Origin of the sequence: Ancylobacter sp. 3268, from assembly GCF_031456575.1 — a bacterium.
Lineage (GTDB): Bacteria > Pseudomonadota > Alphaproteobacteria > Rhizobiales > Xanthobacteraceae > Ancylobacter.
Genome location: NZ_JAVDUX010000004.1, coordinates 283,868 through 305,392, shown reverse-complemented (window position 1 = coordinate 305,392; position 21,525 = coordinate 283,868). Strand labels below are relative to the sequence as shown.

The following is a 21,525-nucleotide window of genomic DNA, read 5'->3' as shown; positions in this document are numbered from 1 at the left end:
GGGAGCGTCTGGCTGCGGCCGGTGATCGCGCCGGCCGGGAGACGCTCGCGCGGAAAGCCTCAGCCCTGGCGGGCCTTGAAGCGCTTCTGGGTCTTGTTGATGATGTAGACGCGGCCCTTGCGGCGCACCAGACGGTTGTCGCGGTGACGGCCGAGCAGCGACTTGAGCGAGTTGCGGATCTTCATAATACTTCACCTTCGGATCGAGTGCGCCTGCGCATGAGACGGCGCCTCCATGGCCGCGCCCCGTCCGCCAGCTTGAATTCGAGGCCCGGCTGATAGCGGAGCCATAGGGCCTTTGTCAATCGGGCGAACGCTTTTGATCCCCATGCCGCTGCGCTTTGCCGATCCGGCCGAGATGGGTCAGCCCGAAACCGCCCGGATATTTCAGCCCGTAGCCCAGGGCGCGGTCGAGGCCGATATGGGCGATCCAGATCAGCGCCACCGCCGCCGCTCCTTGCCGGCCGAGCGCCAGGCCGATGCCGGCGAGCAGCGCCGGCAGAAGGTAGGAATGCGCGGCATTGTACAGGGTGGCGCCGAGGCCCGGCCCGGCGAGATAGGAAAGCAGGCTGAGATCCGGCGCGAGGATGAGCAGGGCGAAGGTGCCCCAGCCGGCATCGAGATGGCGGTAGGCGAGGATCGCCGCCACGGCGACGGCGAAGCCTTCGAGCCGCAGCAGGGTGCGGGGCATGCCGGCGACGGCTCCGTCAGGATCGATATCGGGTACTGGCATGGGCGTGATCCGCTGCTCAGCTGCGCCCCGCCTTATAGGGCGCCATGCCGGCGCGGGCCAGTTCGTCGGCACGCTCGTTCATCACGTCGCCGGCATGGCCCTTCACCCAGTGCCAACGAATGTCGTGGGTGGCGAGCGCGGCCTCCAGCCGCTCCCACAGGTCGACATTCTTCACCGGCTTCTTGTCGGCGGTGCGCCAGCCATTGCGCTTCCAGCCGGCGATCCATTTGGTGATGCCGTTGCGCATATATTCGCTGTCGGTGTGCAGGTCGACGGTGCAGGGGCGCTTGAGCGCTTCCAGCGCCGAGATCGCCGCCATCAGCTCCATGCGGTTGTTGGTGGTCGGCGATTCGCCGCCGGACAGCTCGCGCTCGTGATCGCCGTAGCGCAGGATCGCCCCCCAGCCGCCGGGGCCGGGATTGCCGGAGCAGGCGCCGTCGGTCCACACCGCGACGCTGCCGGGCGGCTTCGCGGCTTCCCTGGTCTCGTCATCGGCGAAGATGCGGGCGGTGCCGGGCGCGGTCTTCACGCGTCCACCCCATAGTCGCGCACGCTTTCCACCGAGCGGTGGAAGCGCAGCTTGCGCAGATATTCCTTGGGGTCGTGCGGGCGCACCAGCGCGCCGGGCGGCACGTTCAGCCAATCCACCAGCCGCGTCAGCAGGAAGCGCAGCGCCGCGCCGCGGCACAGCACCGGCAGCGCGGCGATCTCGGCCGGCGACAGGGGACGCACCGCCCGATAGGCGGCGAGCAGCGCCCGGCCCTTGGTCTGGTTGTAGGCGCCATCCGCCTCGAAACACCAGGCGTTGAGGCAGATGGCGACGTCATAGGCGAGAGTGTCGTTGCAGGCGAAGTAGAAGTCGATCAACCCCGAGAGGGCGTCGTCGGTGAAGAACACGTTGTCGGGAAACAGGTCGGCATGGATCACCCCGGCCGGCAGGCCCGCCGGCCACCCCGGCTCCAGCACCGAAAGCTCGTCGGCGATCAGCGCGGAGAGGCCGGGCGCCACGGTGTCGGCGCGCACCGCCGCCTGCTCGTAGAGCGGGCGCCAGCCGGCGACCGACAGCGCGTTGACGCGGGAGAAGGCGGTGAAGTCGGCTCCCGCCCGGTGCAGGCCGGCGAGCGCGGTGCCGAGCGCGGCACAGTTGGCGGCGCTGGGGCGCCGCACCGAGGTGCCGAGGAGGAAGGTGGCGATCAGCGCCGGGCGTCCCGCCAGCCGGCCGAGCGCCACGCCGTCGCGGTTCCTCACCGGCTGCGGGCAATCGATGCCGCGGCTGGCAAGATGCTGCATCAGCCCGATGAAGAACGGCAGGTCGTCCGGGTTCACCCGCTTCTCGTAGAGCGTGAGGATGAAGCTGCCGGCCTCGGTCTGCAGAAGGAAGTTGGAATTCTCCACCCCTTCGGCGATGCCCTTGAAGGCCCGCAGCCGGCCGAGCTCATAGGTGGAAAGGAAGGCTTCGAGCTCTTCCGGCGGGACATCGGTATAGACGGCCATGAACGGGCGGACCTTGGGGACGGAAGGGGGGAGGGAGGACCGGCGGCTATTCGGCGGCGGCGTCCGGTATATCGGGCCGCAACTGCCGGGGCAGCGGGAAGAACACGTCCTCCTCCACCGTGTGCACCGTCTCCACCTTGACGGCGAAACGCGCGGCGAAGGCGTCGATGATTTCCTCGACGAGGATTTCCGGCGCCGAGGCGCCGGCCGTGACCGCCAGCGAGGTGATGCCATCGAACAGGGCCCAGTCGATCTCGCTCGCCCGCTGCACCAGTACCGCGACGCGACAGCCGGCGCGTTCGCCGGCTTCGCGCAGGCGCTGCGAGTTCGATGAATTCGGCGCGCCGACCACGATCATCGCGTCGACATGCGGCGCCACCTTCTTCACCGCTTCCTGGCGGTTGGTGGTGGCGTAGCAGATGTCTTCCTTGTGCGGGGCGGTCATCGCCGGGAAGCGGGCGCGCAGAATGTCGACGATGGCGGCGGTATCGTCGATGGAAAGCGTGGTCTGAGTGGTATAGGCGAGATTGGTCGGATCGCGCGGGGTGAAGCTCTGCGCCTGCTCGGCGGTCTCGATCAGCGTCACCGCGCCCTCGGGCAGCTGGCCCATGGTGCCGATGACTTCCGGATGGCCGGCATGGCCGATCAGCACCACCTCGCGCCCCTTTTTGTAGTGCACGGTGGCCTCGCGATGCACCTTGGTCACCAGCGGGCAGGTGGCGTCGATGGCGTAGAAATTGCGCGCCGCCGCCTCCAGCGGTACCGATTTCGCCACGCCATGGGCGGAGAAGATCACCGGGGCGGTGGTGTCGGCGGGGATTTCGTCGAGTTCCTCGACGAAGACGGCGCCCTTCGCCTTCAGCCCTTCGACGACATATTTGTTATGGACGATCTCGTGCCGCACATAGACGGGCGGCCCATGGAGCACCAGCGCGCGTTCCACCGCATCGATGGCCCGCACCACGCCGGCGCAGAAGCCGCGCGGGGCGCAGAGCAGGACGCGGAGGGCCGGCTTCTCGGCGGTGGTGTCGATGGCGCTCATCGCGGGTTCCGTCACGGAGCCATCGCGCCGGGGCGCGGCGGCGGCGAATGTCTGAACGGAGGCCGGAAAAATCCGGCTCCGCTTCCTCATGGGTGGAGCGACCCGCAGTGTCAAGCGCGCCGCCCCGGTAGGTGCCGGCACCATCGCCGGCGCGGCATGGCGGGATCGGACGGCGAAGACCGCCCGCGATCACGGCCCGTCCTCCTTTACTGCCGTCTTTGGATTTGCACGCGCGGGCCGGCGGGCCTATATTCGCGGCATCCCGGTCATCGCGAGACGGTCCGAGGCTCCGCCCCCGAGGGGGTGGCGGAGCGAGCGGACCCGCATATGCGACGTTTACTGGCCCAAAGTTTACTGGCCGAAAGCCATTTACAGGAGACGCGCCCCATGGCGAACGCCCCTCTTATGCCGAAAGCCACCGCCGTGTGGCTGGTGGAGAACACCGCGCTGACGTTCGATCAGATCGCCGATTTCTGCAAGCTGCACGTGCTTGAGGTGAAGGGCATCGCCGATGGCGAAGTGGCGCAGGGCATCAAGGGCCTCGACCCGGTCTCCTCCGGCCAGCTGTCGCGCGAGGAGATCGAGCGCGCCGAGAAGAACCCGAACTACCGGCTCAAGCTGCTCGAATCCAAGGTCCGCCTGCCGGAGCCCAAGCGCCGCCGCGGCCCGCGCTACACCCCGGTGTCGAAGCGCCAGGACCGGCCGAACGCCATTCTCTGGCTGCTGCGCAATCACCCGGAGTTGAAGGACAGCCAGGTGATGCGGCTGGTCGGCACCACCAAGACCACCATCGAGTCGATCAAGGAGCGCACCCACTGGAATGCGCAGAACCTGACGCCGATGGACCCGGTGACGCTCGGCCTGTGCTCGCAGATCGACCTCGACATCGAGGTGCAGCGCTCCTCCAAGGACCGCCCGGCGGTGGTTGCCGGCGACGGCGCCACGCTGCTGCCGGCCGAGGTCACCACCTCGCACGCGCCGCATGACGAAGGCTTCACCGCCCCGCGCAAGCCGAAGGAAGATTCGCTCGACCTCGAAACCGTGTTCGCCAAGCTCGGCGGCTCGCGCAAGAGCGAGAGCGGCGAGGAGGAGTGAGCGTCCCGCTCGCCCTTGCCTGACGGGCCGGCGTTCCCGCCGCCCGTCAGGCGTTCGGTCGTGCTTCCGGCCATGGACGCCGAAATCGCTTACGATGAAGCCGCCGCCTCCGGCGGCTTTTTCATTGCCGGGACAACAGGGTCATGATCATCGATGCGGCCGGCGCCCGGCTCAATCTCGTGCTCTACAGCGACCAGATCGTCCCCGCCAACGCTGCCGTCGATACGCGGTTGCTGGCGCTCCTGACCGCGCGCGCCGCCGGCCGGCGCATCGGCTATATCCCGTCCGGCCCGGAGCCCGACCGGCGCTTTTACATGCAGCGGCAAGCCCATTATGCCCGCCTCGGCCTTGATCTCGCGCTTTTCCACGATCCGCTCGCCGACGCGGCCGAGCGTGAGGCGCTGTTCGCCTGCGACGCCATTCATCTGTCGGGCGGGAATACCGGTGGTTTCCTGCGGCGGCTGCGCAAGGCCGGGCTGATCGATCCGCTGCGCGACTGGGCGCTCGCCGGCGGCATGCTGATCGGCACCAGCGCCGGCGCGCTGCTGATGACCCCGACCATCGCCGCCGACTCGCTGTTTTCCGGCGGCCGGCCGGAGGATGTCGCCGACGGCGCGGCGCTCGGCCTCGTGCCGTTCGAGTTCTTGCCGCATCTCGATGCGGATGCGCGCCATCTGCCGGCGCTGCTCCGCTATAGCCGGGCGACGCCGTACCCGATCTTCGCCTGCCGGGACGGCGATGGTCTGGTGGTGAGCGGCGAGAGGATCGCCTGCATCGGCGCATCCGTGTGGGTCGCCGGCGGCGAAATCGTCGCCGCCGGCCGGGTCACGCTGCCCGGATGGATAATCGAGCCGGCGTAGCTATCCGCCGACCTCACGCGGCGCTCGGCTTCACATGCCCGCGCTGCTTGAGCACCGCGGCGATCTCGTCCAGCACCGCCGGATCGTCGATAGTGGCCGGCATGTTCCAGGGCGCGGCGTCGGCGATCTTCTTCATGGTGCCGCGCAGGATCTTGCCGGAGCGGGTCTTGGGCAGCCGCGGCACGGTGATGGCGATGCGGAACGCCGCGACCGGGCCGATGCGCTCGCGCACCAGCGCGACGATCTCCGCCTCGATCTCGTTCGGCGCCCGCTCGACTCCCGATTTCAGCACCACGAAGCCGCAGGGCACCTCGCCCTTCAGCTCGTCATGCACGCCGATCACCGCGCATTCGGCGACGTCGGGATGGCCGGCCAGCACCTCCTCCATGCCGCCGGTGGACAGCCGGTGGCCGGCGACATTGATGATGTCGTCGGTGCGGCCCATGATGAACAGGTAGCCGTCGGCGTCCCGGAAGCCGGCATCGGCGGTCTTGTAGTAGCCGGGGAACTCCGCGAGGTAGCTCTCGACGAAGCGCTCGTCCTGCCGCCACAGCGTCGGCAGGCAGCCGGGGGGCAAGGGCAGCTTGATGGCGATCGAGCCCATCTTGCCGTCGGCGACCGGATGGCCGCCCTCGTCGAGGATGTCGATCCGGTAGCCGGGCATCGGCACGCCGGTGGAGCCCGGCTTCACCGGCATCAGGCCGAGGCCCATCGGATTGCCGGCGATCGCCCAGCCGGTCTCGGTCTGCCACCAGTGGTCGATCACCGGCACGCCGAGCTTCGCGGCCGCCCACGTCACCGTGTCCGGGTCGGCGCGCTCGCCGGCAAGGAACAGGGCGCGCAGGCTGGAGAGATCGTAGCTGCCGATCAGCCTGCCGTTCGGGTCTTCCTTCTTGATGGCGCGCAGCGCGGTCGGGGCGGTGAACAGCGCCGACACCTTGTAGTCCTCGATCACCCGCCAGAACGCGCCGGCATCGGGGGTGCCGACCGGTTTGCCCTCATAGAGCACGGTGGTGCAGCCGGTGATCAGCGGCGCATAGACGATGTAGGAATGGCCGACCACCCAGCCGATGTCGGAGGCCGACCAGAACACCTCGCCCGGCTTCACCCCGTAGAGGCCCTCCATCGACCAGCGCAGCGCCACCATGTAGCCGCCGGTGTCGCGCACCACGCCCTTCGGCTTGCCGGTGGTGCCGGAGGTATAGAGGATGTAGAGCGGGTCGGTGGCGCCCATCGGCACGCAATCGACGCCGCGCCCGCCGGCGGCCGCCTTTTCGCGCAGCTTCGCCCAGTCATGGTCGCGGCCGGGCCTGAGCGTCGCCTCCAGCTGCGGGCGCTGCAGGACGACGCAGGCCTGCGGCTGGTGCCGGGTCATGGTGAGCGCGAGGTCGAGCAGCGGCTTGTAGGGCACGAAGCGACTTGGCTCGACGCCGCAGGAGGCGGCGAGCACCACCTTGGGCCGGGCGTCGTCGATGCGGCCGGCCAGTTCCGCCGCCGCGAAACCGCCGAACACCACCGAATGCACGGCGCCGATGCGGGCGCAGGCCAGCATGGCGATCACCGCTTCCGGCACCATCGGCATGTAGATGACGACCCGGTCGCCCTTCTCGACGCCGAGGTCGCGCAGCATGGCGCCGAGCGTGCGGGTCTCGGCCAGCATCTCGGCATAGGTGACGCTGCGCTGGGTACCGGTGACCGGGCTGTCGTAGAAGATCGCCGGCTGCGGCCCGCGCCCGGCGTCGACATGGCGGTCGATGGCATTGTGGCAGACATTGGTGAGGCCGCCGACGAACCAGCGCCCATAGGCGCCGAGCCCGGGATCGAACACCTGACGCGGCGGGGCGATCCAGTCGATCGCCTTGGCCGCCTGGCTCCAGAACCGCTTGGGGTCGTTCAGTGCGGCGGCCTGGACGGCACCATAGCCGGCGGCCGCCGCGGCGGGGGCGGAGGTGGTCATGTTCGGCGTCTCCCTGAAACCGATGGTTTTTTTCTTCGAGGTATTTTCGTCAAGGAAACCGGTGGCGGGCCTCGCCTGCAAGAACGCTGAAATGCTTACGACCTTGGTCGACCTCACGGGCGGCCGACGTGAATGCCGCGAAACGCGAACCGCCGGCCCTGGGGCCGGCGGCGAAAGACGCTGTACCTTCCACGCATTGATCCACAGCGCTTGGCCTGAGATATGGGGCTGGCGGTTCACAAGCCCGCGATAGATCGGCCTGCCATGTTCGAACCCGCTAATGCACCGTCTTCAACCGGGTGATTTCGTCTTTGAGGTGCAGCTTGCGCCGCTTGAGTTCCGCTATTCTCGACTCGCTGGATGCCGGATGGGCCATTTCGGCCTTTAGTTCCCTGTCGAGCGCTTGGTGGCGCCTTTCGAGTTCCGCAACATGCGCCTGCATGGACATGGACTGTGATCTCCCTGTCTGGATTAGGAACGTCATCAGTCTGTCACCGAAGTCCGGCGCTGTCGACGAAACGATGCGCTGCGCCGCAGCATACCGGTGCGGTGCGGGAGGCGCGGCTCGTGCGGAGGATGGCCGTCGGTGGGTGTATTGCGGCAAGCGGCAACCACGGTGATAATCGCCCGGCGCGACATGGCGCGATAAAACGAATCGGGTTGCGGGTCGGCGTTTTGGCACAGATGACGGCGGATGAGGAACGCGAGCTGCAGGCGCTCCTCGAGCGCCTGCGACAGGAACATCGCGATCTCGACAGCGCGATCGAGGCGTTGCAGTCGATTCCCGGCTGCGACCAGCTGCAGCTTGCCCGGCTGAAGAAGCGCAAGCTGTCGCTCAAGGACCGCATCGGCTTCGTCGAGGACCAGATCCTGCCCGACATCATCGCCTGAGGCGGTTCCCCCGGCCGCGTTGCCGCCGGGGGAGGGCAGGTGCGGCGGGATCAGAACTGGGTCAGCAGCACGTCGGCATTGGTGGTGTCGGCCTTGCTCGGCACCGGCTCGACATTGAGGATCAGCACCTCGCCGTCATCGACCAGCATCGAGTAGCGCTTGGAGCGCAGGCCGAGCCCGGCGGCGGAAGCGTCGAAGTCGAGGCCCAGCGCCTTGGCGAACTCGCCATTGCCGTCGGAGAGGAACAGGATCTTGCCGGTGGAGCCGGAGGCCTTCTCCCAGGCCTCCATCACGAAGGGGTCGTTCACCGCGGTCACCGCGATGGTGCTGACGCCCTTGGCGAAGATCTCGTCGGCGCGGGCGATGAAGCTCGGCAGGTGGTTCTTGTGGCAGGTGGGGGTGAAGGCGCCCGGCACCGCGAACAGCACGACCTTCTTGTTCTTGAAGATTTCCTCGGTGGACTTCGGCACCGGGCCGTCCGCGGTGGCGACGCGGAAGGTGGCGCTCGGCAGGCTGTCGCCGACCTTGATCGTCATGGGGAGTTCCTTTCAACGGACGTCATATGACACAGCTGCGCCGCGCGAGGCGGTTCCGGCGGAGCGGATCTGGCGCGGCCCCGGCGCGGCGCCGGTAGCATAATCGGTTCCCATCGCACGGAAAGTGTTTTCAGGGGGCGGAAAGTCGCGCCGTCGTCTCCACCGCCCGCGCCGGGCCGGCACCCTTGCCGTCGACGAGGGTGAAGCGCAGCGGGCTGTCGGCGAGGCTGGTCCCCTTCGGCACGCCTTCGACCGGCAGCACGAAGACGGTGCGGCCATCGGCGCCCGGCTGGCGCTCGGGCAGCGGCAATGCCCAGTCCTCGTTGGGGCCCTCGACGAACAGATCGCCGGCGGCGGGATCGGCAAGGCGGGCGGTCACCCGGATGCGGGCCTTGTCGCCCGTGCCTTCCAGCCGGGCCTCCTCGATGGACGGCGCGCCGGAAGCGCCCATGCCGATCGGCCGCGGCACCTGCGCGGCGGCGTTCTCCAGCGCCGGCGAGGTCGGGGCGGCGCCGGCGGCGGGGATGTCGAGCGCGACGCTGGCGCTCGCCGGCTGGCAGATGGTCGAGCACACCGCGAAATCGAGCGCGAGATCGAGCCGTACCGGCTGGCCGGGGTCCTTCGGCACGACCCGCAGCGGCAGGATCACGTCGTGCTTGTAGCCGATCGAGGTGGCGCCGCCTTCATCGAAGCGGAGTGGCGCCGGCCAGTCGATCTCCACCCGTTCGACATTGTCGGAATCGCTCCAATTGAACTGCGGCGGGATGCCGGCATCGCCGGGATAGCGCCAATAGGTCTTCCAGCCCGACGCCAGCCGGATCTCGACGCCGGCGCGGTGAACCGCCCCTTCGCGGGCGCCGGCGACCAGCCGCACCGCGGTGCCTTCCGGCGCCGACCATGGCGATTCCTCCGCCGCCCGCGCCGAGGGCAGGCACAGCGCGACCACGAAGGGAGCGGCGAGAAGCGGGGCGGCGAGGCGGGAATGCATGAACATATCCAGCCGATAGCCCGTCGCGCGACCGACGGAAAGCCGGCGCTCCCGCAATTTCATGTGAGGCCCGGCGGACAGGTGCTGCCGGGTGCCGCAGCGGACTTGAAAAACCGCGGGTCGGGACTAGGCTTCCCTGCATGTGGATCGGCCAGAAGGACAAGGGCGGCGACGACCGTCCCACGGACACCAGCTTCCTCGATGGACAGCTGCTGGTGGCCATGCCCGGCATGCGCGACGAGCGCTTCGCTCGCGCGGTGATCTATATGTGCGCCCATTCGCCCGAGGGCGCGATGGGCATCATCGTCAACCAGCCGGCCAGCCATATCAGCTTCCGCGACCTCCTGGTGCAGCTCGACGTGGTGCCGGAGGAGGAGCGCATCCACCTGCCGCGCGCCGCCGGCGAAGTGACGGTGCTGAAGGGCGGGCCGGTGGAGACCGGGCGGGGCTTCGTGCTGCATTCCTCGGATTTCTTCATCCAGGATTCGACGCTGCCCATCGACAGCGGCATCTGCCTCACCGCCACCCTCGACATTCTGAAGGCGATCGCCGGCGGCGGCGGACCGCACAGCGCGGTGCTGGCGCTCGGCTATGCCGGCTGGGCGCCGGGGCAGCTGGAAAACGAGATCCAGCAGAACGGCTGGCTCAACTGCCCGGCGGACGCCTCGCTGGTGTTCGGCACCGATGCGGCCGGAAAATATGAGCGGGCGCTGCGCAAGCTCGGCATCGATCCCGGCATGCTCTCCACCGAGGCCGGCCACGCCTGAGGCGGCGAGCCCGCCTCGTTCCCTGCGCGGTCGAAAACCGACCTTGCGCCGGAAGTCGTCCCGACCGTGATGTCGTGGGCCGGAGCGGGACGGTCAGGACGCCTTGGCGGGCGCGTCGCCGGAAGAATCGGCCGGGCGGGCCGGAGCGGCGGGCGCTGCCGCCGGGCGGGCGGGCGCCGGGCGAGGCAGCGGTCCGGCAGCGGGCCGGCTGGCGGCGTCGCCATTGCCATTGCTGCTGCCATTGCCATTGGTCTGTCCGGCCGGTTTGGCATCCGGCTTGCCGCCGCGACGCAGCAGCCGGCCGCGCTCGAGCAACGAGGTCGGCGAGGCTTCGGGCTGCAGCAGCCGGCGCGCTTCTTCCGCCGACACGACCTCGCCGAACAGCGGCCCCTGGCCGTAACGGCAGCCGAGCTTGGCCAGCGCGGTGGCGGAGGCCTCCGACTCCACCCCCTCCGCGACGATCTCCATGCCGAGATCATGCGCCATGGTGACGATGGTGCGCAGGATGATCGGCCGCTGCGCCTTGTTGCCGTTGCGCCCCAGCGCTTTGATGAAGGTGCGGTCGACCTTGATGGTGTCGAAGGGGAAGCGCTGGAGATAGGCCAGCGAGGAATAGCCGGTGCCGAAATCGTCCAGCGTGAGCCCGGCGCCGAGTTCGCGCATGCGCAAAAGAATCTGCGCCGCATATTCCGGGTTTTCCATGGCGAGCGATTCGGAGAGCTCCAGCTTCAGCGTGCCGGGCGCCACCACGTTGCGGGCGAGGATGGCCTTGAGGTCCTGCAGAAGATCGTGCCGCAGCATCTGCCGCGACGAGATGTCGACGGTGACGAAGATCGGGTCGCCGCGCATCGCCCGCTGCCAGGCGCCGAGCTGCCGCGCCGCCGCGTCGAGCACGAACAGGCCGATATCGACGACCAGGCCGGAATCCTCGGCCAGCGTCATGAAGTCGTCGGGGGAGAGCGTGCCGAGCGTCGGGTGCTGCCAGCGCGTCGACACCTCGAAGCCGGCGATGGTCCGAGTCGCCAGGTCCATGATCGGCCGGTAGACCACACCGATCTCGCCCTTTTCCAGCGCCGAACGCAGGTCGCTCTCCAGCGTCATCCGGTCGAGCTTCTGGGTGCGCATCGAGGGACGGAACACCTCGATGCGGTCGCCGCCGACCCGCTTGGCGAAATACATCGCCAGCTCGGCATCCTTCAGCATCTCCTGCGGCGTGCGCTTCTGGCTGTCGGCGAGCAGCAGGCCGATGGAGGCGGTGATGAAAATCTCGCGGTCGCCGAAGGTGATCGGCGCGCGCAGCGTGCGGCGCAGCGTGTCGGCGAAGGCGGTGACCCGCTCGGGGTCGCGCTCGCTCATCAGGATCAGCGCGAAATGATCGCCGCCGAGCCGGGCGAGGGTGTCCTGCTGCTTGGCGAGCCGCATCAGCCGCCGCGCCACGGTGAGCAGGATGGAATCGCCGGCGGGCATGCCGAGGCTGGCATTCACCTGTTTGAAGCGGTCGAGATCGACCAGCATGATGGTCGGTTTCAGCGTCTCGTCCGAGCGCGCGAAGCCGATCGCCGAGGCGAGCCGGTCGAGGAACAATTCGCGGTTCGGCAATCCGGTGAGATTGTCATGCACCGCGTCGTGCAGCATGCGCTCCTCGGCGGTGCGGCTGTCGGTGACGTCGGAGAGCGTGCCGATGCAGCGCACCACCTCGCCGTCGGTGCCCACCACCGGCCGGGCGCGCAGGTTGAACCACAGATAGTGGCCGTCCTTCGAGCGCAGGCGGAAATCCTGGTCGATGCGCCCGCGCCGCTGGTCGAGCAGGCCATCGAGGGTGGCGCGGAAGCGGTCGCGGTCGCCGGGGTGGATGATCTCCAGCCAGCCGGTCGCCTCGGTGTCGAGGGCGCCGGCCTTCAGGCCGAGCAATTGCTCGGCTTCCGGGCTGACATGGATGCGGTCGGCATCGACGTCCCAGTCCCACACGATGTCGCCGGAGCCGGCCACCGCCAGCGCCCGGCGCTCCAGCTCCTGGGCGCTGCCGGCCACCGAGCCGATGCCGGCGAAGGCGTGCTGCATCACCGTGAAGCCGATGAGCATGACGATCAGCACCAGGCCGCCGAGCAGGGCCGGGGCGACGAGGTCGTTGCCGATGCGCCCGGAGACGGCCATGCCGGCGGTGATCACCCACACCATCAGCAGGAACAGCGTCGGGATGATCAGCACCGCGCGGTCGTAGCGGTGCAGCGACAGCCACATCACCACGGCGAAGCCCATCACCGAGACCACCAGCAGCGAGGGGCGGGCAATGCCGGCCGCCGCGGAGGGGTCGAGCAGCGCAAGGCCGACCAGCGCGACGAGGAACACCAGCCAGCCGGCGGTGATGTGCATGTAGCGCACATGCCAGCGGTTGAGATTGAGATAAGCGAACAGGAACACCACCAGCGTGGCGGCGAGGATCGCCTCGCCGGCGGCGCGCCAGAACTGCTGGGCGAGCGGCGAGATGCCGAACACCTTCGACCAGAAGCCGAAATCAAGGCCGATATAGCCGAGCACCGCCCAGGCCAGCAGCGCCGCGGCCGGGAACATCGCGCTGCCCTTCACCACGAACAGGATGGTGAGGAACAGCGCGAGCAGGCCGGCAATGCCGATCACGATGCCGTTATACAGGGTGAAGGAGTTGACCTTGTCCTTGAAGGTCTCGGGCTCCCACAGGTGCAGTTGCGGCAGGTTGCCGTCGGTGAGCTCGGCGACCAGCGTCACCGTGGTGCCGGGATCGAGGGTGACGAGATAGACGTCGGCGTCCGAGGCGCTCTGCAGTTCCGGGCGGAAGCCCTGGCTGGGGGTCAGGTTGAGGATGCGGCGATTGCCGAGGTCGGGCCAGAACACGCCGGAGCCGACCATGCGGTAATGCGGTGCGACGATCAGCCGGTCGACCTGCTCGTCGGTGTTGTTGGCGAGCGCGAACACCGCCCATTTGCTGCCATTGGGAGTCGGGGCGACGGCGCGCACCTCGAAGCGGCGCACGATGCCGTCGGCTCCCGGCACGGTGGAGACCGGGATGCTGTTGCCCTCGGTGTCGTGCCGCTCGATCGCCGGCGCGAGGTCGATCACCGGCGCGTCGAGCCGGATCGCCACCGCATCGAGCGCACGCGCCGCGCCCGGCGCCAGCGTCATCGCCGGCACCAGCGCCAGCAGGAACGCGACGAGCGAGTGGATGAGGGCGCGAGGCACCAGTCGACGGGCAATGGCCAAAAACGGGGTCTCCTGAGGCTGCGCGGCGCGCCTTGCGAGCGCGATGCGCCACGATGAGTAGCGGCGTGTGACGGCCGGGGCAAGGCAGCCGGCTGCGGCACGCAGGGGAAGCCGGGCCGGCGCCGCGGGCGGATCAGCCCGAGGTGCCGCCCGCCCATTTGCGCAGGATCGCCTCCGCCTTGCCCCGTTCCTCGGGCGTCAGCGTGGCGATCATCTTGTCGAGTTCGGCATCCTTGCCCCCGCCCTGCGACTGCGCGACCTTGTACCAGGCGGCGGCGAGCGGCTTGTCCTGATTGATGCCGCGCCCGGCCGAGAGCATGCGGGCATAGCGGTTCTGGGCGATGGCGTTGCCGGCCAGCGCCGCCTTGCGGAACAGCTCGGCGGCGCGCTCCTCGTCCTTGGGCATGCCGAAGCCGTTGAACACCGCAATGGCATATTCCGTGGTGGCGACGACATGGCCGATCTCGTCGGCGCGCTGCAGCAGCCGCGCCGATTCGATGGCGTCGCGCGGCACGCCGCGGCCCTCGCGATAGAGGATGGCGAGGGCATAGAGCGCATCCGGCTCGTCCTGGTCGGCCGCCTTGCGGAACCATTCGGCCGCCAGGCTCGGCTCCTTCGGCGCCGCCTCGCCCTCGAGATAGAGCAGGCCGAGATTGTAGCAGGCGAGCGGGTGGCCCTGCTCGGCAGCGGCCCGCAGCAGCGGCAGCGCCTCGCTCTTGGTCTGGGCGTTGTTGCCGGCTTCCTTGAGCTTCAGCGCGGCGAGGGCGAACTGGGCGTCGGCATTGCCCTTGGCGGCGGCGGCCTCGTACCACTGGCGGGCGGCGGCGCGGTCCTCGACCACGCCGTAGCCTTGCGACAGAATCTCCGCCGCCAGCACCATGGCGACCGGGTCCTGGGCGCTGTTCGCCCGCTCGACTGCCAGTTTCAGCGCCGCGGCATAGTCGCCGCGTTGGAAGGCGCCATAGGCGGCGTCGAGCGGCGCGCCCTTCCTGTTCGGCGGGCTCCCGGCCTGCGATACGACGGCCTGCGGTGGGGCGGCTTGCGAACCGGCGGTTTGCGGCGCGGCCTGCTGCGGTGGGGTCCCCGGCGATGCGGTCTCCGCAGAGGTCTGGCCGCGTGCGAAACCGCCCGCGGCGGCGAGAGCGAGGATCGCCGCGACGGCGCCGGTGACGTGGCGCGCCGGCATCAGCCGGCTCCCGCCGGCACGAGCCGGCTGGCGAGGCTGCGGGCGGCGTCGGCGGTATCGTCGAGAAGCAGGGTGTCCACGGCGATGAAGTCGGCGCCGGCGGCGACCAGCGCGTCGACTTCCTCCAGCGAGCGGGCATAGGCGACGCAGGGCGTCTCGAAGATCTCCGCCCACCACTGCACGCGCTCGCGCGTGCTGTCGAAGGGCGGGCGGCGTCCCTGGGCGTCGGCTTCGCCGAACATCACGTAATCGGCGCCGCTCTCGCCGGCGCTCATGGCGTCGTGCTTGTTCTTCAGATCGCCGACGCCGGCAATGCCGTCCGGCCGCACGGCGGCGAGGGCACCCTTCAGCGCCGCGAGACCGGTGGCGTGCACGCCGTCGGCGCCGGTGGCGGCGGCGAGCGCGGCGTTGCCGTCGATCAGGCAGGCGGCGCCCGCCTCCTGGCCGGCGGCGACGAGGCCGCGCAGCTCGCCGGCGCCGGCCTCGCCGGGACGGATCAGCACGGCGGCGAGATCGGTCGCCGCCGTCACGTCGCGCAGCACGGCCGTCAGGTGCTCCGCCCCGGTCTCGGCATGGCCGGCGAGGGGAGGCAGCAGCAGATAAAGGCGCGGGGCCAGCGGGACGGTTTTGTTTTCGGATCGGGCCATGATCGAGCCATGTCGCAGGATGGCGGCGAAAGCACGGCCGAAACGCGCGCGATCGGCCGGCGCCGAGTCCTAGAACAACTTCCGGGGAAATTGAAACGATTTCGCCGGAGGCGCGGTCCCGCCGGTCGCGCGCCCGTGCCCGGCCGTGCCGGCCATGCGCGGCGCGAGGGACAATTCACCAGCGCCGACACGGGTTTGTCATGTTGCGCTTTTCCGTCGCGGGCGTGCGCGGGCGATGCTAAGCAATGGCTGCCGCAGCTCGCCGCACGGTGCAGGCCCGCTTTTGGGAGCCCGTGGTCACGGCCCAATGACGGTGGAGGAAACATGCCCGCCCGTTCATCCCGTGCCTTTCGCGTCCGTCCGGCCGCGCTGCTGGCGCTTGCCGGCAGCCTCGCCGCGCTTTCGTCCGCCGCCTGGGCGCAGACCGCCCCCGCGGGCGCCCAGGCGCCGTCTCCCGCCACCGCCGCCGGGCTCTCCTGGCCGCGCAGCGTGACGATCGGCGACAAGGCGCTGGAGATCTACCAGCCGCTGGTCGAGAGCTGGAACGGCGACGCCATTTCCGGCCGCGCCGCGGTCGCCTTCGGCGCCGCCGCCGGCACGCCGACCTATGGCATCGCCTATTTCACTGCCCGCGTCGCCATCGACAAGCCGGCGCGGCTCGCCAAGCTCACCAGCATCGCCATCACCAAGGTGGACGTGCCGACCCAGCCGGGCCTCGACACCCAGGTGATGAGCGCGCTGCAGGCGCATATCCCGGCCGAGGGGCTGACGGTGGCGCTCGACCACCTGCTCACCAGCTATGCCGCCAACAAGCAGCTCACCAAGGACATGGAGCAGCCGGTCGAGAACACTCCGCCCAAGCTGTTGTTCGTCGATGCGCCGACCCTGCTGGTGCAGGTCGCCGGTTCGCCGGTGCTGCGGCCGGTCGCGGGTGCGCAGGGCTTCCAGCGCGTCATCAACACCCATCCGCTGCTGCTCGCCGACGGTTCCGGCAATTTCTATGCCCAGGCGGCGGATTACTGGTACCAGGCCAAGGCGATCGAGGGCCCGTGGGCCGTGCTGGCGCAGCCTTCCGATGCGCTGCAGGCCGCCGGCTCGATGGCCAATTACGCGCAGCAGGCCGAGACGCTGCTGCCGGCCGATGGCAAGAAGCCGCCGCAGGCGCCGGCGCTCATCGTCTCCACCGCACCGGCCGAGCTTGTGGTCACCGCCGGCGCCCCGACCATGGAGCCGGTGGGCGGCACCTCGCTGCTGCGCATGAGCAATGCCGACCATGCGGTGATCATGGACCCGGACAGCAACAATTATTACTTGCTGGTCTCCGGCCGCTGGTTCCGCGCCGCCGGCCTCAATGGCCCGTGGAGCTATGTGGCCGGCAATCAGCTGCCGGCGCAGTTCAAGAGCATCTCGACCACCGATCCGGTGGCCAACGCCCTGGTGGCGGTGCCCGGCACGCCGCAGGCCAAGGAAGCGGCGATCTCCACTCTGGTGCCGCAGACCGCGAGCGTGTCGCGCTCCACCCAGCTCACCATCCAGTATGATGGCGGCACCGCGAAGTTCGTGCCGATCCGCGGCACCCAGCTGAGCTATGCCGAGAACACCCGCACGCCGGTGATCGAGCTCGACGCCACCCGCTACTACGCGCTGTTCCAGGGCGCCTGGTTCATGGCGTCCGCGCCGTCCGGCCCGTGGGTGATCGCCGACGTGGTGCCGGCGGCGATCTACACCATCCCGACCTCCTCGCCGCTGCACTACGTCACCTATGTCTATGTCTACGCTTCGACCGCCGATGCGGTGACCGTCGGCTATACGCCCGGCTATCTCGGCGTGGTGGTCGGCCCGGGCGGCACGGTGCTCTACGGCACCGGCTACGGCTGCGTCGGCTATGTCGGCACCTACTGGTATGGTTGCCCGGATACCTATGGCTACAACGCCGCCTTCGGCTGGACCAGCGGCTTCGCCTTCGGCTTTGCCGCCGGCTATGCCTGGGGGGCGATGTCGCCCTGGTGGGGGCCGTATTGGGGCGTCGGGCCGTGGGGCGGGCCGTGGGCCGGCGTCAACGTCAACCAGACCAACATCTATGGCCGCTGGGGCGGCGCGGCGACCGTCGATCATGCCTGGGGCTATAATCCCTGGACCGGCAATGAATGGCGCGCCAATTCGTTCAATGGCGTCACCGCGCGCGGCACCGAATTCGCCGGCCGCTCCGGCGCCGCCTTCAACCCGTGGAACGGCAATTTCGCCGCCGGCCGCGAGGGTGGCTACTACAATCCGTCGACCGGCGCCTTTGGCGGCGCCCGCGCCGGCGCGGTGGGCAATGCCAATACCGGCAACTTTGCCGCCGGCCGCCAGTCGGCGGGCTACAACCCGACGACCGGCTTCGGCCATGCCTCCGAGACCGGGGTTACCCGCGACGACGGCCATGTCGATGTCGACAGCCGCGGCGTCGCCGGCAATGTCCATTCCGGCAATGCGGTCGGCTGGAACAACGGCAACATCTATACCGACCATGACGGCACCATCCACCAGTACACGCCGGACGGAAACTGGCAGCACCAGGCGTCTGATGGCGGCTGGCAGCGCGACAGCGACGCCGGCCAGATCGATCGCCTGAACACCCAGCGCCAGTTCCAGGGCTGGGGCGACCAGCGCGTCGATGACTTCGCCCGTTCCGGCAGCTGGGGCGGCGGTGGCGGCGGCTTCGATCGCGGCGGCTGGGGCGGCGGCGGTTTCGACCGCGGCGGTTTCGGTGGCGGCGGCTTTGGCGGCTTCCACGGCGGCGGCGGCTTCCGCCGTTGATGGGGCGGGCCGGAGCGCCCGTTGCCGACAGAGTGAGGCGCCGGTTGCCCGCCGGCGCCGATCCCCGGTCGAGGATCCCTGCGAAGAGGAGGCCGGGAGGTGAGGATCGGGCCGCTCGCCCGCGCGAAGCAATGGGCGCGGGCCCTGAAGCAGGACGTGCTCGCCCTGTGGATCGCGGCGCGCGATCCCCGGACGCCGTGGTACGCCAAGCTGGTCGCCGGTGCCGTGGCCGCCTATGCCCTCGGCCCCGTCGACCTCATTCCCGATTTCGTGCCGGTTCTCGGCTATCTCGATGATCTCGTCATCGTGCCGCTCGGCATCCTGCTGGTGGTCAGGCTGGTTCCGGCGCCGCTGATGGCCGAATACCGCGCCGCCGCGGCCGGGCGCGGCAGGCCGGTCAGCCGGGGCGGGCTGGTGGCGATCGTCGTGATCTGGGTCGCGGTCGCGGGGATCGGCCTGCGCTGGCTGCGGCAGCGCGGCGCGGCCTGAACGCCGGGCACTCCTTGCAAGGACGGGGGAACCCCACGACCCTGCCCGCCGAACCCGGTCGCCGACATGAAAACGCCGCCCCGAAGGGCGGCGTACTCGATTTGTTGTCGCGAGGGCAGGCCGGCTCACGCCGCCTTCTTCTCCTCGTCGGCGGCCCATTTACCCAGCGCGGCGAGGTAGTTCATCTTGGCGCGGTGGGTGAAGGCGGCCTGGCCGGCGGCCCAGTTCTCAGCCTTGCCGGCCCACGCCTTCTGCGGCGCCGCCTGCAGGGCGCGGCCATAGGAGAAGGTGAGGTTCCACGGCAGGTTGCCGATCTTGATCATCGCATCGAGATGGCCGGTCGCCGCCTCGTCCGACTGGCCGCCGGAGAGAAAGGCGATGCCCGGCACGGCGGAGGGCACGCAGTTCTTCAGGCAGCGAATGGTCTTCTCCGCCACTTCCTCATAGGAGACCTGCTTGGGCGACTTCATGCCCGGCACGATCATGTTCGGCTTCAGCACCATGCCCTCGAGCCGGATGCGGGCGTAGAACAGCTGCTGGAACACTTCCTTCAGCACCCATTCGGTGACGTCGTAGCAGCGGTCGATGTCGTGGTCGCCGTCCATCAGCACTTCCGGCTCGACGATCGGCACGATGTTGGCCTCCTGGCACAGCGCCGCATAGCGGGCCAGCGCCTGGGCGTTGGCGAGGATCGAGGTGTAGCTCGGAATGTGCGGCCCGATGTCGATCACCGCGCGCCACTTCGCGAAGCGGGCGCCGAGGTCGTAATATTCCTTCAGCCGGCCGCCGAGGCCGTCGAGGCCTTCGGTGATGGTCTCGCCCGGGGCGCCCGGCTGCGGCTTGGCGCCGGCGTCGACCTTGATGCCGGGGATGGAGCCGGCCTTCTGGATCAGCTCGACCAGCGGCGTGCCGTCCTTGGCCTTCTGCCGGATGGTCTCGTCGAACAGAATGACGCCGGAGATGTACTTGGTCATCGCCTCGTCGGAGCGGAACAGCATCTCGCGATAGTCGCGGCGGTTGTCGAAGGTGGATTCGACCCCGATGGCGTCGAAACGCTTCTTGATGGTGCTGGAGCTTTCGTCCGCGGCCAGGATGCCCTTGCCGCCCGCACACATTTTATACGCTACCTCGTCGAGGCTGGTCGTCATTCGTCTGTCTCCCGCAAAACGAACCGATGAAATAGTCGCCGACCGAAACCCGCGCGGCCGATCGGCGATGGTTATAGCATCGGCATCCGGCCTGTCCGCGCCATGTCGCGCGCGACCGACTGCCGATGCGGCAGTTGGATCAGGTTCCGCAAGGGCGAACGCTCCCTGCGACGCGAACCCGCTCCAGCATTCTGAAACCAGGCCGCCTTCTTGTCGATGAACGGCATCGACGGGGCGGCTCTGGCCAAGCATCAGGCCGGATGATGCCACCCGGCCTGAAAAATACGTCTAGACAATGCGTTGGCACAGCCGCGCCAACCGAGGATCGCGCATCAGCGGCGCAACGCCTCGACGCCCGGCAGCGGCTTGCCTTCCAGCCATTCGAGGAAGGCGCCGCCGGCCGTCGAGACATAGGTGAATCCATCGGCCGCGCCGGCATGGTTGAGCGCCGCCACCGTGTCGCCGCCACCGGCGACCGAGAGCAGCTTGCCCTCGCCGGTCAGCTCCGCCGCCGCCTTGGCCACCGCGACCGTCGCGGCGTCGAAGGGCGGCAGCTCGAAGGCGCCGAACGGGCCGTTCCACACCACCGTCTTCGCCGTCTTCAGCTTGGCGACGACATGGTCGATCGAGGCCGGGCCGGCATCGAGGATCATCTCGTCGGCGCCAACGCCATCCACCGCGACGGCGCGGTTGTCGGCATGCGCCCGGAATTCCTTGGCCACCACCGCATCGACCGGCAGCACGATCTCACAGCCGGCGGCGGCCGCCTTCTCGACGATCTCGCGGGCGGTGCCGGCGAGATCGTGCTCGCACAGCGACTTGCCGACATCCTTGCCCTCGGCGGCAAGGAAGGTGTTGGCCATGCCGCCGCCGATCACCAGAAGGTCGACCTTGGCGACGAGATTGCCGAGCAGTTCCAGCTTGGACGACACCTTGGCGCCGCCGACCACCGCCATCACCGGGCGCTCCGGTGCTTCGAGGGCTTTCGCCAGCGCCTCGATCTCCACCTGCATGCAGCGGCCTGCATAGGCCGGCAGGTGATGGGCGAGGCCCTCGGTCGAGGCATGGGCGCGGTGCGCGGTGGCGAAGGCGTCGTTGACATAGATGTCGCCGAGCTTCGCCAGTTCCGTGACGAAGTCCGGGTCGTTCTTCTCCTCGCGCGGGTCGAAGCGGGTGTTCTCCAGCAGCAGCACCTCGCCGGGCTGAAGCTTGGCCACCGCTTCCTCGGCCACCGCGCCGATCGTGGCGGGGGCGAAGGCGACCGGCCTGCCGAGGCGGCTCGCCACCTCGCCGGCGATCGGCTCAAGCGACAGCTTGGGATCGACGCCCTTCGGCCGGCCGAAATGGGCGAGCAGGATCACCTTGCCGCCCTTGTCGCTGATCTCGCGGATGGTGGGCAGCACGGCCTGGATGCGGGTGTCGTCGGTGACGCGGCCGGCATCCGTCGGCACGTTCAGGTCGACGCGCACCAGCACGCGCTTGTTGGCGACATCGGCGTCGTCGAGGGTTCGGAAGGCGGAGGGAGCGGGGTTGGAAGCAGCGGTCATTGGCGTTCTGTCCGGCTCTGGCGCTTCGGCCTGGTTGCTGGCTCCCGGCGGAGCGCCGGGTTGTGGTGCCGCAAGGGCAATCGGGAGGCGCCCGCGCGCGCCCGCAAACG

At 69.3% G+C, this 21,525-nt stretch carries 21 protein-coding genes; 6 read left to right on the top strand and 15 right to left on the bottom strand.

The features are described from left to right. Positions 1-59: 59 nt before the first annotated feature. The 5 genes from ykgO to ispH all read right to left on the bottom strand — a co-directional run bounded on the left by ykgO (position 60) and on the right by ispH (position 3,268). On the bottom strand, positions 60-185 hold the full coding sequence (ykgO, locus tag J2X65_RS07705) for a type B 50S ribosomal protein L36 (protein ID WP_013167868.1): 126 nt from the start codon (positions 183-185) through the stop codon (positions 60-62). Between the two features lie 115 nt (positions 186-300). Further along, positions 301-732 (bottom strand): DUF4260 domain-containing protein, encoded by a 432-nt coding sequence (locus tag J2X65_RS07700; protein ID WP_310199932.1) that lies wholly within the window; start codon positions 730-732, stop codon positions 301-303. 16 nt (positions 733-748) lie between these two features. Beyond that, the gene (gene rnhA, locus J2X65_RS07695) at positions 749-1,261 is read right to left on the bottom strand and encodes a ribonuclease HI (RefSeq protein ID WP_310199930.1); all 513 of its coding nucleotides are present in this window, start codon (positions 1,259-1,261) and stop codon (positions 749-751) included. Then, positions 1,258-2,226 carry a homoserine kinase gene (locus tag J2X65_RS07690; protein ID WP_310199928.1) on the bottom strand — a complete coding sequence of 323 codons (969 nt, stop codon included), beginning with the start codon at positions 2,224-2,226 and terminating at the stop codon, positions 1,258-1,260. The genes rnhA and J2X65_RS07690 overlap by 4 nt, the downstream gene beginning before the upstream one ends. Positions 2,227-2,272: 46 nt before the next feature. Continuing rightward, on the bottom strand, positions 2,273-3,268 hold the full coding sequence (gene ispH, locus J2X65_RS07685) for a 4-hydroxy-3-methylbut-2-enyl diphosphate reductase (RefSeq protein WP_310199926.1): 996 nt from the start codon (positions 3,266-3,268) through the stop codon (positions 2,273-2,275). 387 nt (positions 3,269-3,655) lie between these two features. On the opposite strand from ispH, the gene J2X65_RS07680 reads away from it, so the two are divergent. Beyond that, positions 3,656-4,363 (top strand): cell cycle transcriptional regulator TrcR, encoded by a 708-nt coding sequence (locus tag J2X65_RS07680; protein ID WP_310199924.1) that lies wholly within the window; start codon positions 3,656-3,658, stop codon positions 4,361-4,363. 143 nt (positions 4,364-4,506) lie between these two features. Then, positions 4,507-5,223, top strand: coding sequence for a Type 1 glutamine amidotransferase-like domain-containing protein (locus J2X65_RS07675; protein WP_310199922.1), 717 nt, complete (start codon positions 4,507-4,509; stop codon positions 5,221-5,223). Between the two features lie 13 nt (positions 5,224-5,236). Here J2X65_RS07675 and J2X65_RS07670 read toward each other — a convergent pair whose 3' ends face one another. From J2X65_RS07670 to J2X65_RS07660, 3 genes are all read right to left on the bottom strand, one after another. Further along, a complete protein-coding gene (locus J2X65_RS07670; protein ID WP_310199920.1) occupies positions 5,237-7,180 on the bottom strand; it encodes a propionyl-CoA synthetase in 1,944 nt (647 codons plus the stop codon). 277 nt (positions 7,181-7,457) lie between these two features. After that, complete coding sequence (locus J2X65_RS07665; RefSeq protein WP_213362922.1) at positions 7,458-7,628, bottom strand: YdcH family protein; 171 nt, start codon at positions 7,626-7,628, stop codon at positions 7,458-7,460. A gap of 35 nt (positions 7,629-7,663) precedes the next feature. Beyond that, entirely contained in the window at positions 7,664-7,924 is a 261-nt protein-coding gene (locus J2X65_RS07660) for a hypothetical protein (protein ID WP_310200090.1), read from the bottom strand. Between J2X65_RS07660 and J2X65_RS07655 the strand changes: the two genes are divergently transcribed. After that, positions 7,865-8,071 carry a DUF465 domain-containing protein gene (locus J2X65_RS07655; RefSeq protein ID WP_310199918.1) on the top strand — a complete coding sequence of 69 codons (207 nt, stop codon included), beginning with the start codon at positions 7,865-7,867 and terminating at the stop codon, positions 8,069-8,071. The two genes, J2X65_RS07660 and J2X65_RS07655, sit on opposite strands and share 60 nt — an antisense overlap. Positions 8,072-8,121: 50 nt before the next feature. On the opposite strand, the gene J2X65_RS07650 is transcribed toward J2X65_RS07655, so the two are convergent. Both J2X65_RS07650 and J2X65_RS07645 read right to left on the bottom strand, forming a co-directional pair. Further along, entirely contained in the window at positions 8,122-8,607 is a 486-nt protein-coding gene (locus J2X65_RS07650; RefSeq protein ID WP_310199916.1) for a peroxiredoxin, read from the bottom strand. A gap of 130 nt (positions 8,608-8,737) precedes the next feature. Beyond that, positions 8,738-9,595, bottom strand: coding sequence for a protein-disulfide reductase DsbD domain-containing protein (locus J2X65_RS07645; protein WP_310199914.1), 858 nt, complete (start codon positions 9,593-9,595; stop codon positions 8,738-8,740). Positions 9,596-9,735: 140 nt separating this feature from the next. Between J2X65_RS07645 and J2X65_RS07640 the strand changes: the two genes are divergently transcribed. Next, positions 9,736-10,362, top strand: coding sequence for a YqgE/AlgH family protein (locus J2X65_RS07640; protein ID WP_310199912.1), 627 nt, complete (start codon positions 9,736-9,738; stop codon positions 10,360-10,362). A gap of 93 nt (positions 10,363-10,455) precedes the next feature. Here the strand turns inward: J2X65_RS07640 and J2X65_RS07635 are convergent, their stop codons facing one another. The 3 genes from J2X65_RS07635 to J2X65_RS07625 all read right to left on the bottom strand — a co-directional run bounded on the left by J2X65_RS07635 (position 10,456) and on the right by J2X65_RS07625 (position 15,432). Beyond that, positions 10,456-13,521 (bottom strand): EAL domain-containing protein, encoded by a 3,066-nt coding sequence (locus J2X65_RS07635; protein ID WP_310200081.1) that lies wholly within the window; start codon positions 13,519-13,521, stop codon positions 10,456-10,458. Between the two features lie 211 nt (positions 13,522-13,732). Continuing rightward, positions 13,733-14,785, bottom strand: coding sequence for a tetratricopeptide repeat protein (locus tag J2X65_RS07630; RefSeq protein WP_310199910.1), 1,053 nt, complete (start codon positions 14,783-14,785; stop codon positions 13,733-13,735). Further along, positions 14,785-15,432, bottom strand: a complete 648-nt coding sequence (locus J2X65_RS07625; protein ID WP_310199908.1) for a thiamine phosphate synthase — start codon at positions 15,430-15,432, stop codon at positions 14,785-14,787. Before J2X65_RS07625 ends, J2X65_RS07630 begins: the two co-directional genes overlap by 1 nt. Positions 15,433-15,756: 324 nt before the next feature. Between J2X65_RS07625 and J2X65_RS07620 the strand changes: the two genes are divergently transcribed. Together J2X65_RS07620 and J2X65_RS07615 are read left to right on the top strand one after the other, a co-directional pair. After that, positions 15,757-18,231, top strand: coding sequence for a carbohydrate-binding family V/XII (locus J2X65_RS07620; RefSeq protein WP_310199906.1), 2,475 nt, complete (start codon positions 15,757-15,759; stop codon positions 18,229-18,231). Positions 18,232-18,336: 105 nt separating this feature from the next. Continuing rightward, positions 18,337-18,720 carry a YkvA family protein gene (locus J2X65_RS07615; RefSeq protein WP_310200079.1) on the top strand — a complete coding sequence of 128 codons (384 nt, stop codon included), beginning with the start codon at positions 18,337-18,339 and terminating at the stop codon, positions 18,718-18,720. A gap of 125 nt (positions 18,721-18,845) precedes the next feature. Here J2X65_RS07615 and J2X65_RS07610 read toward each other — a convergent pair whose 3' ends face one another. Further along, positions 18,846-19,868 (bottom strand): class I fructose-bisphosphate aldolase, encoded by a 1,023-nt coding sequence (locus tag J2X65_RS07610; RefSeq protein WP_310199904.1) that lies wholly within the window; start codon positions 19,866-19,868, stop codon positions 18,846-18,848. Between the two features lie 332 nt (positions 19,869-20,200). Further along, positions 20,201-21,415, bottom strand: coding sequence for a phosphoglycerate kinase (locus J2X65_RS07605; RefSeq protein WP_310199902.1), 1,215 nt, complete (start codon positions 21,413-21,415; stop codon positions 20,201-20,203). Positions 21,416-21,525 lie beyond the last annotated feature (110 nt).

Coding starts and splice junctions, on each gene's coding strand:
- J2X65_RS07665 (WP_213362922.1), bottom strand. CDS start 7,628: ATGTCCATGCAGGCGCATGTTGCGGAACTCGAAAGGCGCCACCAAGCG.
- ykgO (WP_013167868.1), bottom strand. CDS start 185: ATGAAGATCCGCAACTCGCTCAAGTCGCTGCTCGGCCGTCACCGCGAC.
- J2X65_RS07700 (WP_310199932.1), bottom strand. CDS start 732: ATGCCAGTACCCGATATCGATCCTGACGGAGCCGTCGCCGGCATGCCC.
- J2X65_RS07610 (WP_310199904.1), bottom strand. CDS start 19,868: ATGACGACCAGCCTCGACGAGGTAGCGTATAAAATGTGTGCGGGCGGC.
- J2X65_RS07670 (WP_310199920.1), bottom strand. CDS start 7,180: ATGACCACCTCCGCCCCCGCCGCGGCGGCCGCCGGCTATGGTGCCGTC.
- J2X65_RS07605 (WP_310199902.1), bottom strand. CDS start 21,415: ATGACCGCTGCTTCCAACCCCGCTCCCTCCGCCTTCCGAACCCTCGAC.
- J2X65_RS07680 (WP_310199924.1), top strand. CDS start 3,656: ATGGCGAACGCCCCTCTTATGCCGAAAGCCACCGCCGTGTGGCTGGTG.
- J2X65_RS07655 (WP_310199918.1), top strand. CDS start 7,865: ATGACGGCGGATGAGGAACGCGAGCTGCAGGCGCTCCTCGAGCGCCTG.
- J2X65_RS07690 (WP_310199928.1), bottom strand. CDS start 2,226: ATGGCCGTCTATACCGATGTCCCGCCGGAAGAGCTCGAAGCCTTCCTT.
- J2X65_RS07640 (WP_310199912.1), top strand. CDS start 9,736: ATGTGGATCGGCCAGAAGGACAAGGGCGGCGACGACCGTCCCACGGAC.
- J2X65_RS07635 (WP_310200081.1), bottom strand. CDS start 13,521: ATGACGCTGGCGCCGGGCGCGGCGCGTGCGCTCGATGCGGTGGCGATC.
- J2X65_RS07660 (WP_310200090.1), bottom strand. CDS start 7,924: ATGTTCCTGTCGCAGGCGCTCGAGGAGCGCCTGCAGCTCGCGTTCCTC.
- ispH (WP_310199926.1), bottom strand. CDS start 3,268: ATGAGCGCCATCGACACCACCGCCGAGAAGCCGGCCCTCCGCGTCCTG.
- J2X65_RS07620 (WP_310199906.1), top strand. CDS start 15,757: ATGCCCGCCCGTTCATCCCGTGCCTTTCGCGTCCGTCCGGCCGCGCTG.
- J2X65_RS07645 (WP_310199914.1), bottom strand. CDS start 9,595: ATGCATTCCCGCCTCGCCGCCCCGCTTCTCGCCGCTCCCTTCGTGGTC.
- J2X65_RS07630 (WP_310199910.1), bottom strand. CDS start 14,785: ATGCCGGCGCGCCACGTCACCGGCGCCGTCGCGGCGATCCTCGCTCTC.
- J2X65_RS07625 (WP_310199908.1), bottom strand. CDS start 15,432: ATGGCCCGATCCGAAAACAAAACCGTCCCGCTGGCCCCGCGCCTTTAT.
- J2X65_RS07675 (WP_310199922.1), top strand. CDS start 4,507: ATGATCATCGATGCGGCCGGCGCCCGGCTCAATCTCGTGCTCTACAGC.
- J2X65_RS07650 (WP_310199916.1), bottom strand. CDS start 8,607: ATGACGATCAAGGTCGGCGACAGCCTGCCGAGCGCCACCTTCCGCGTC.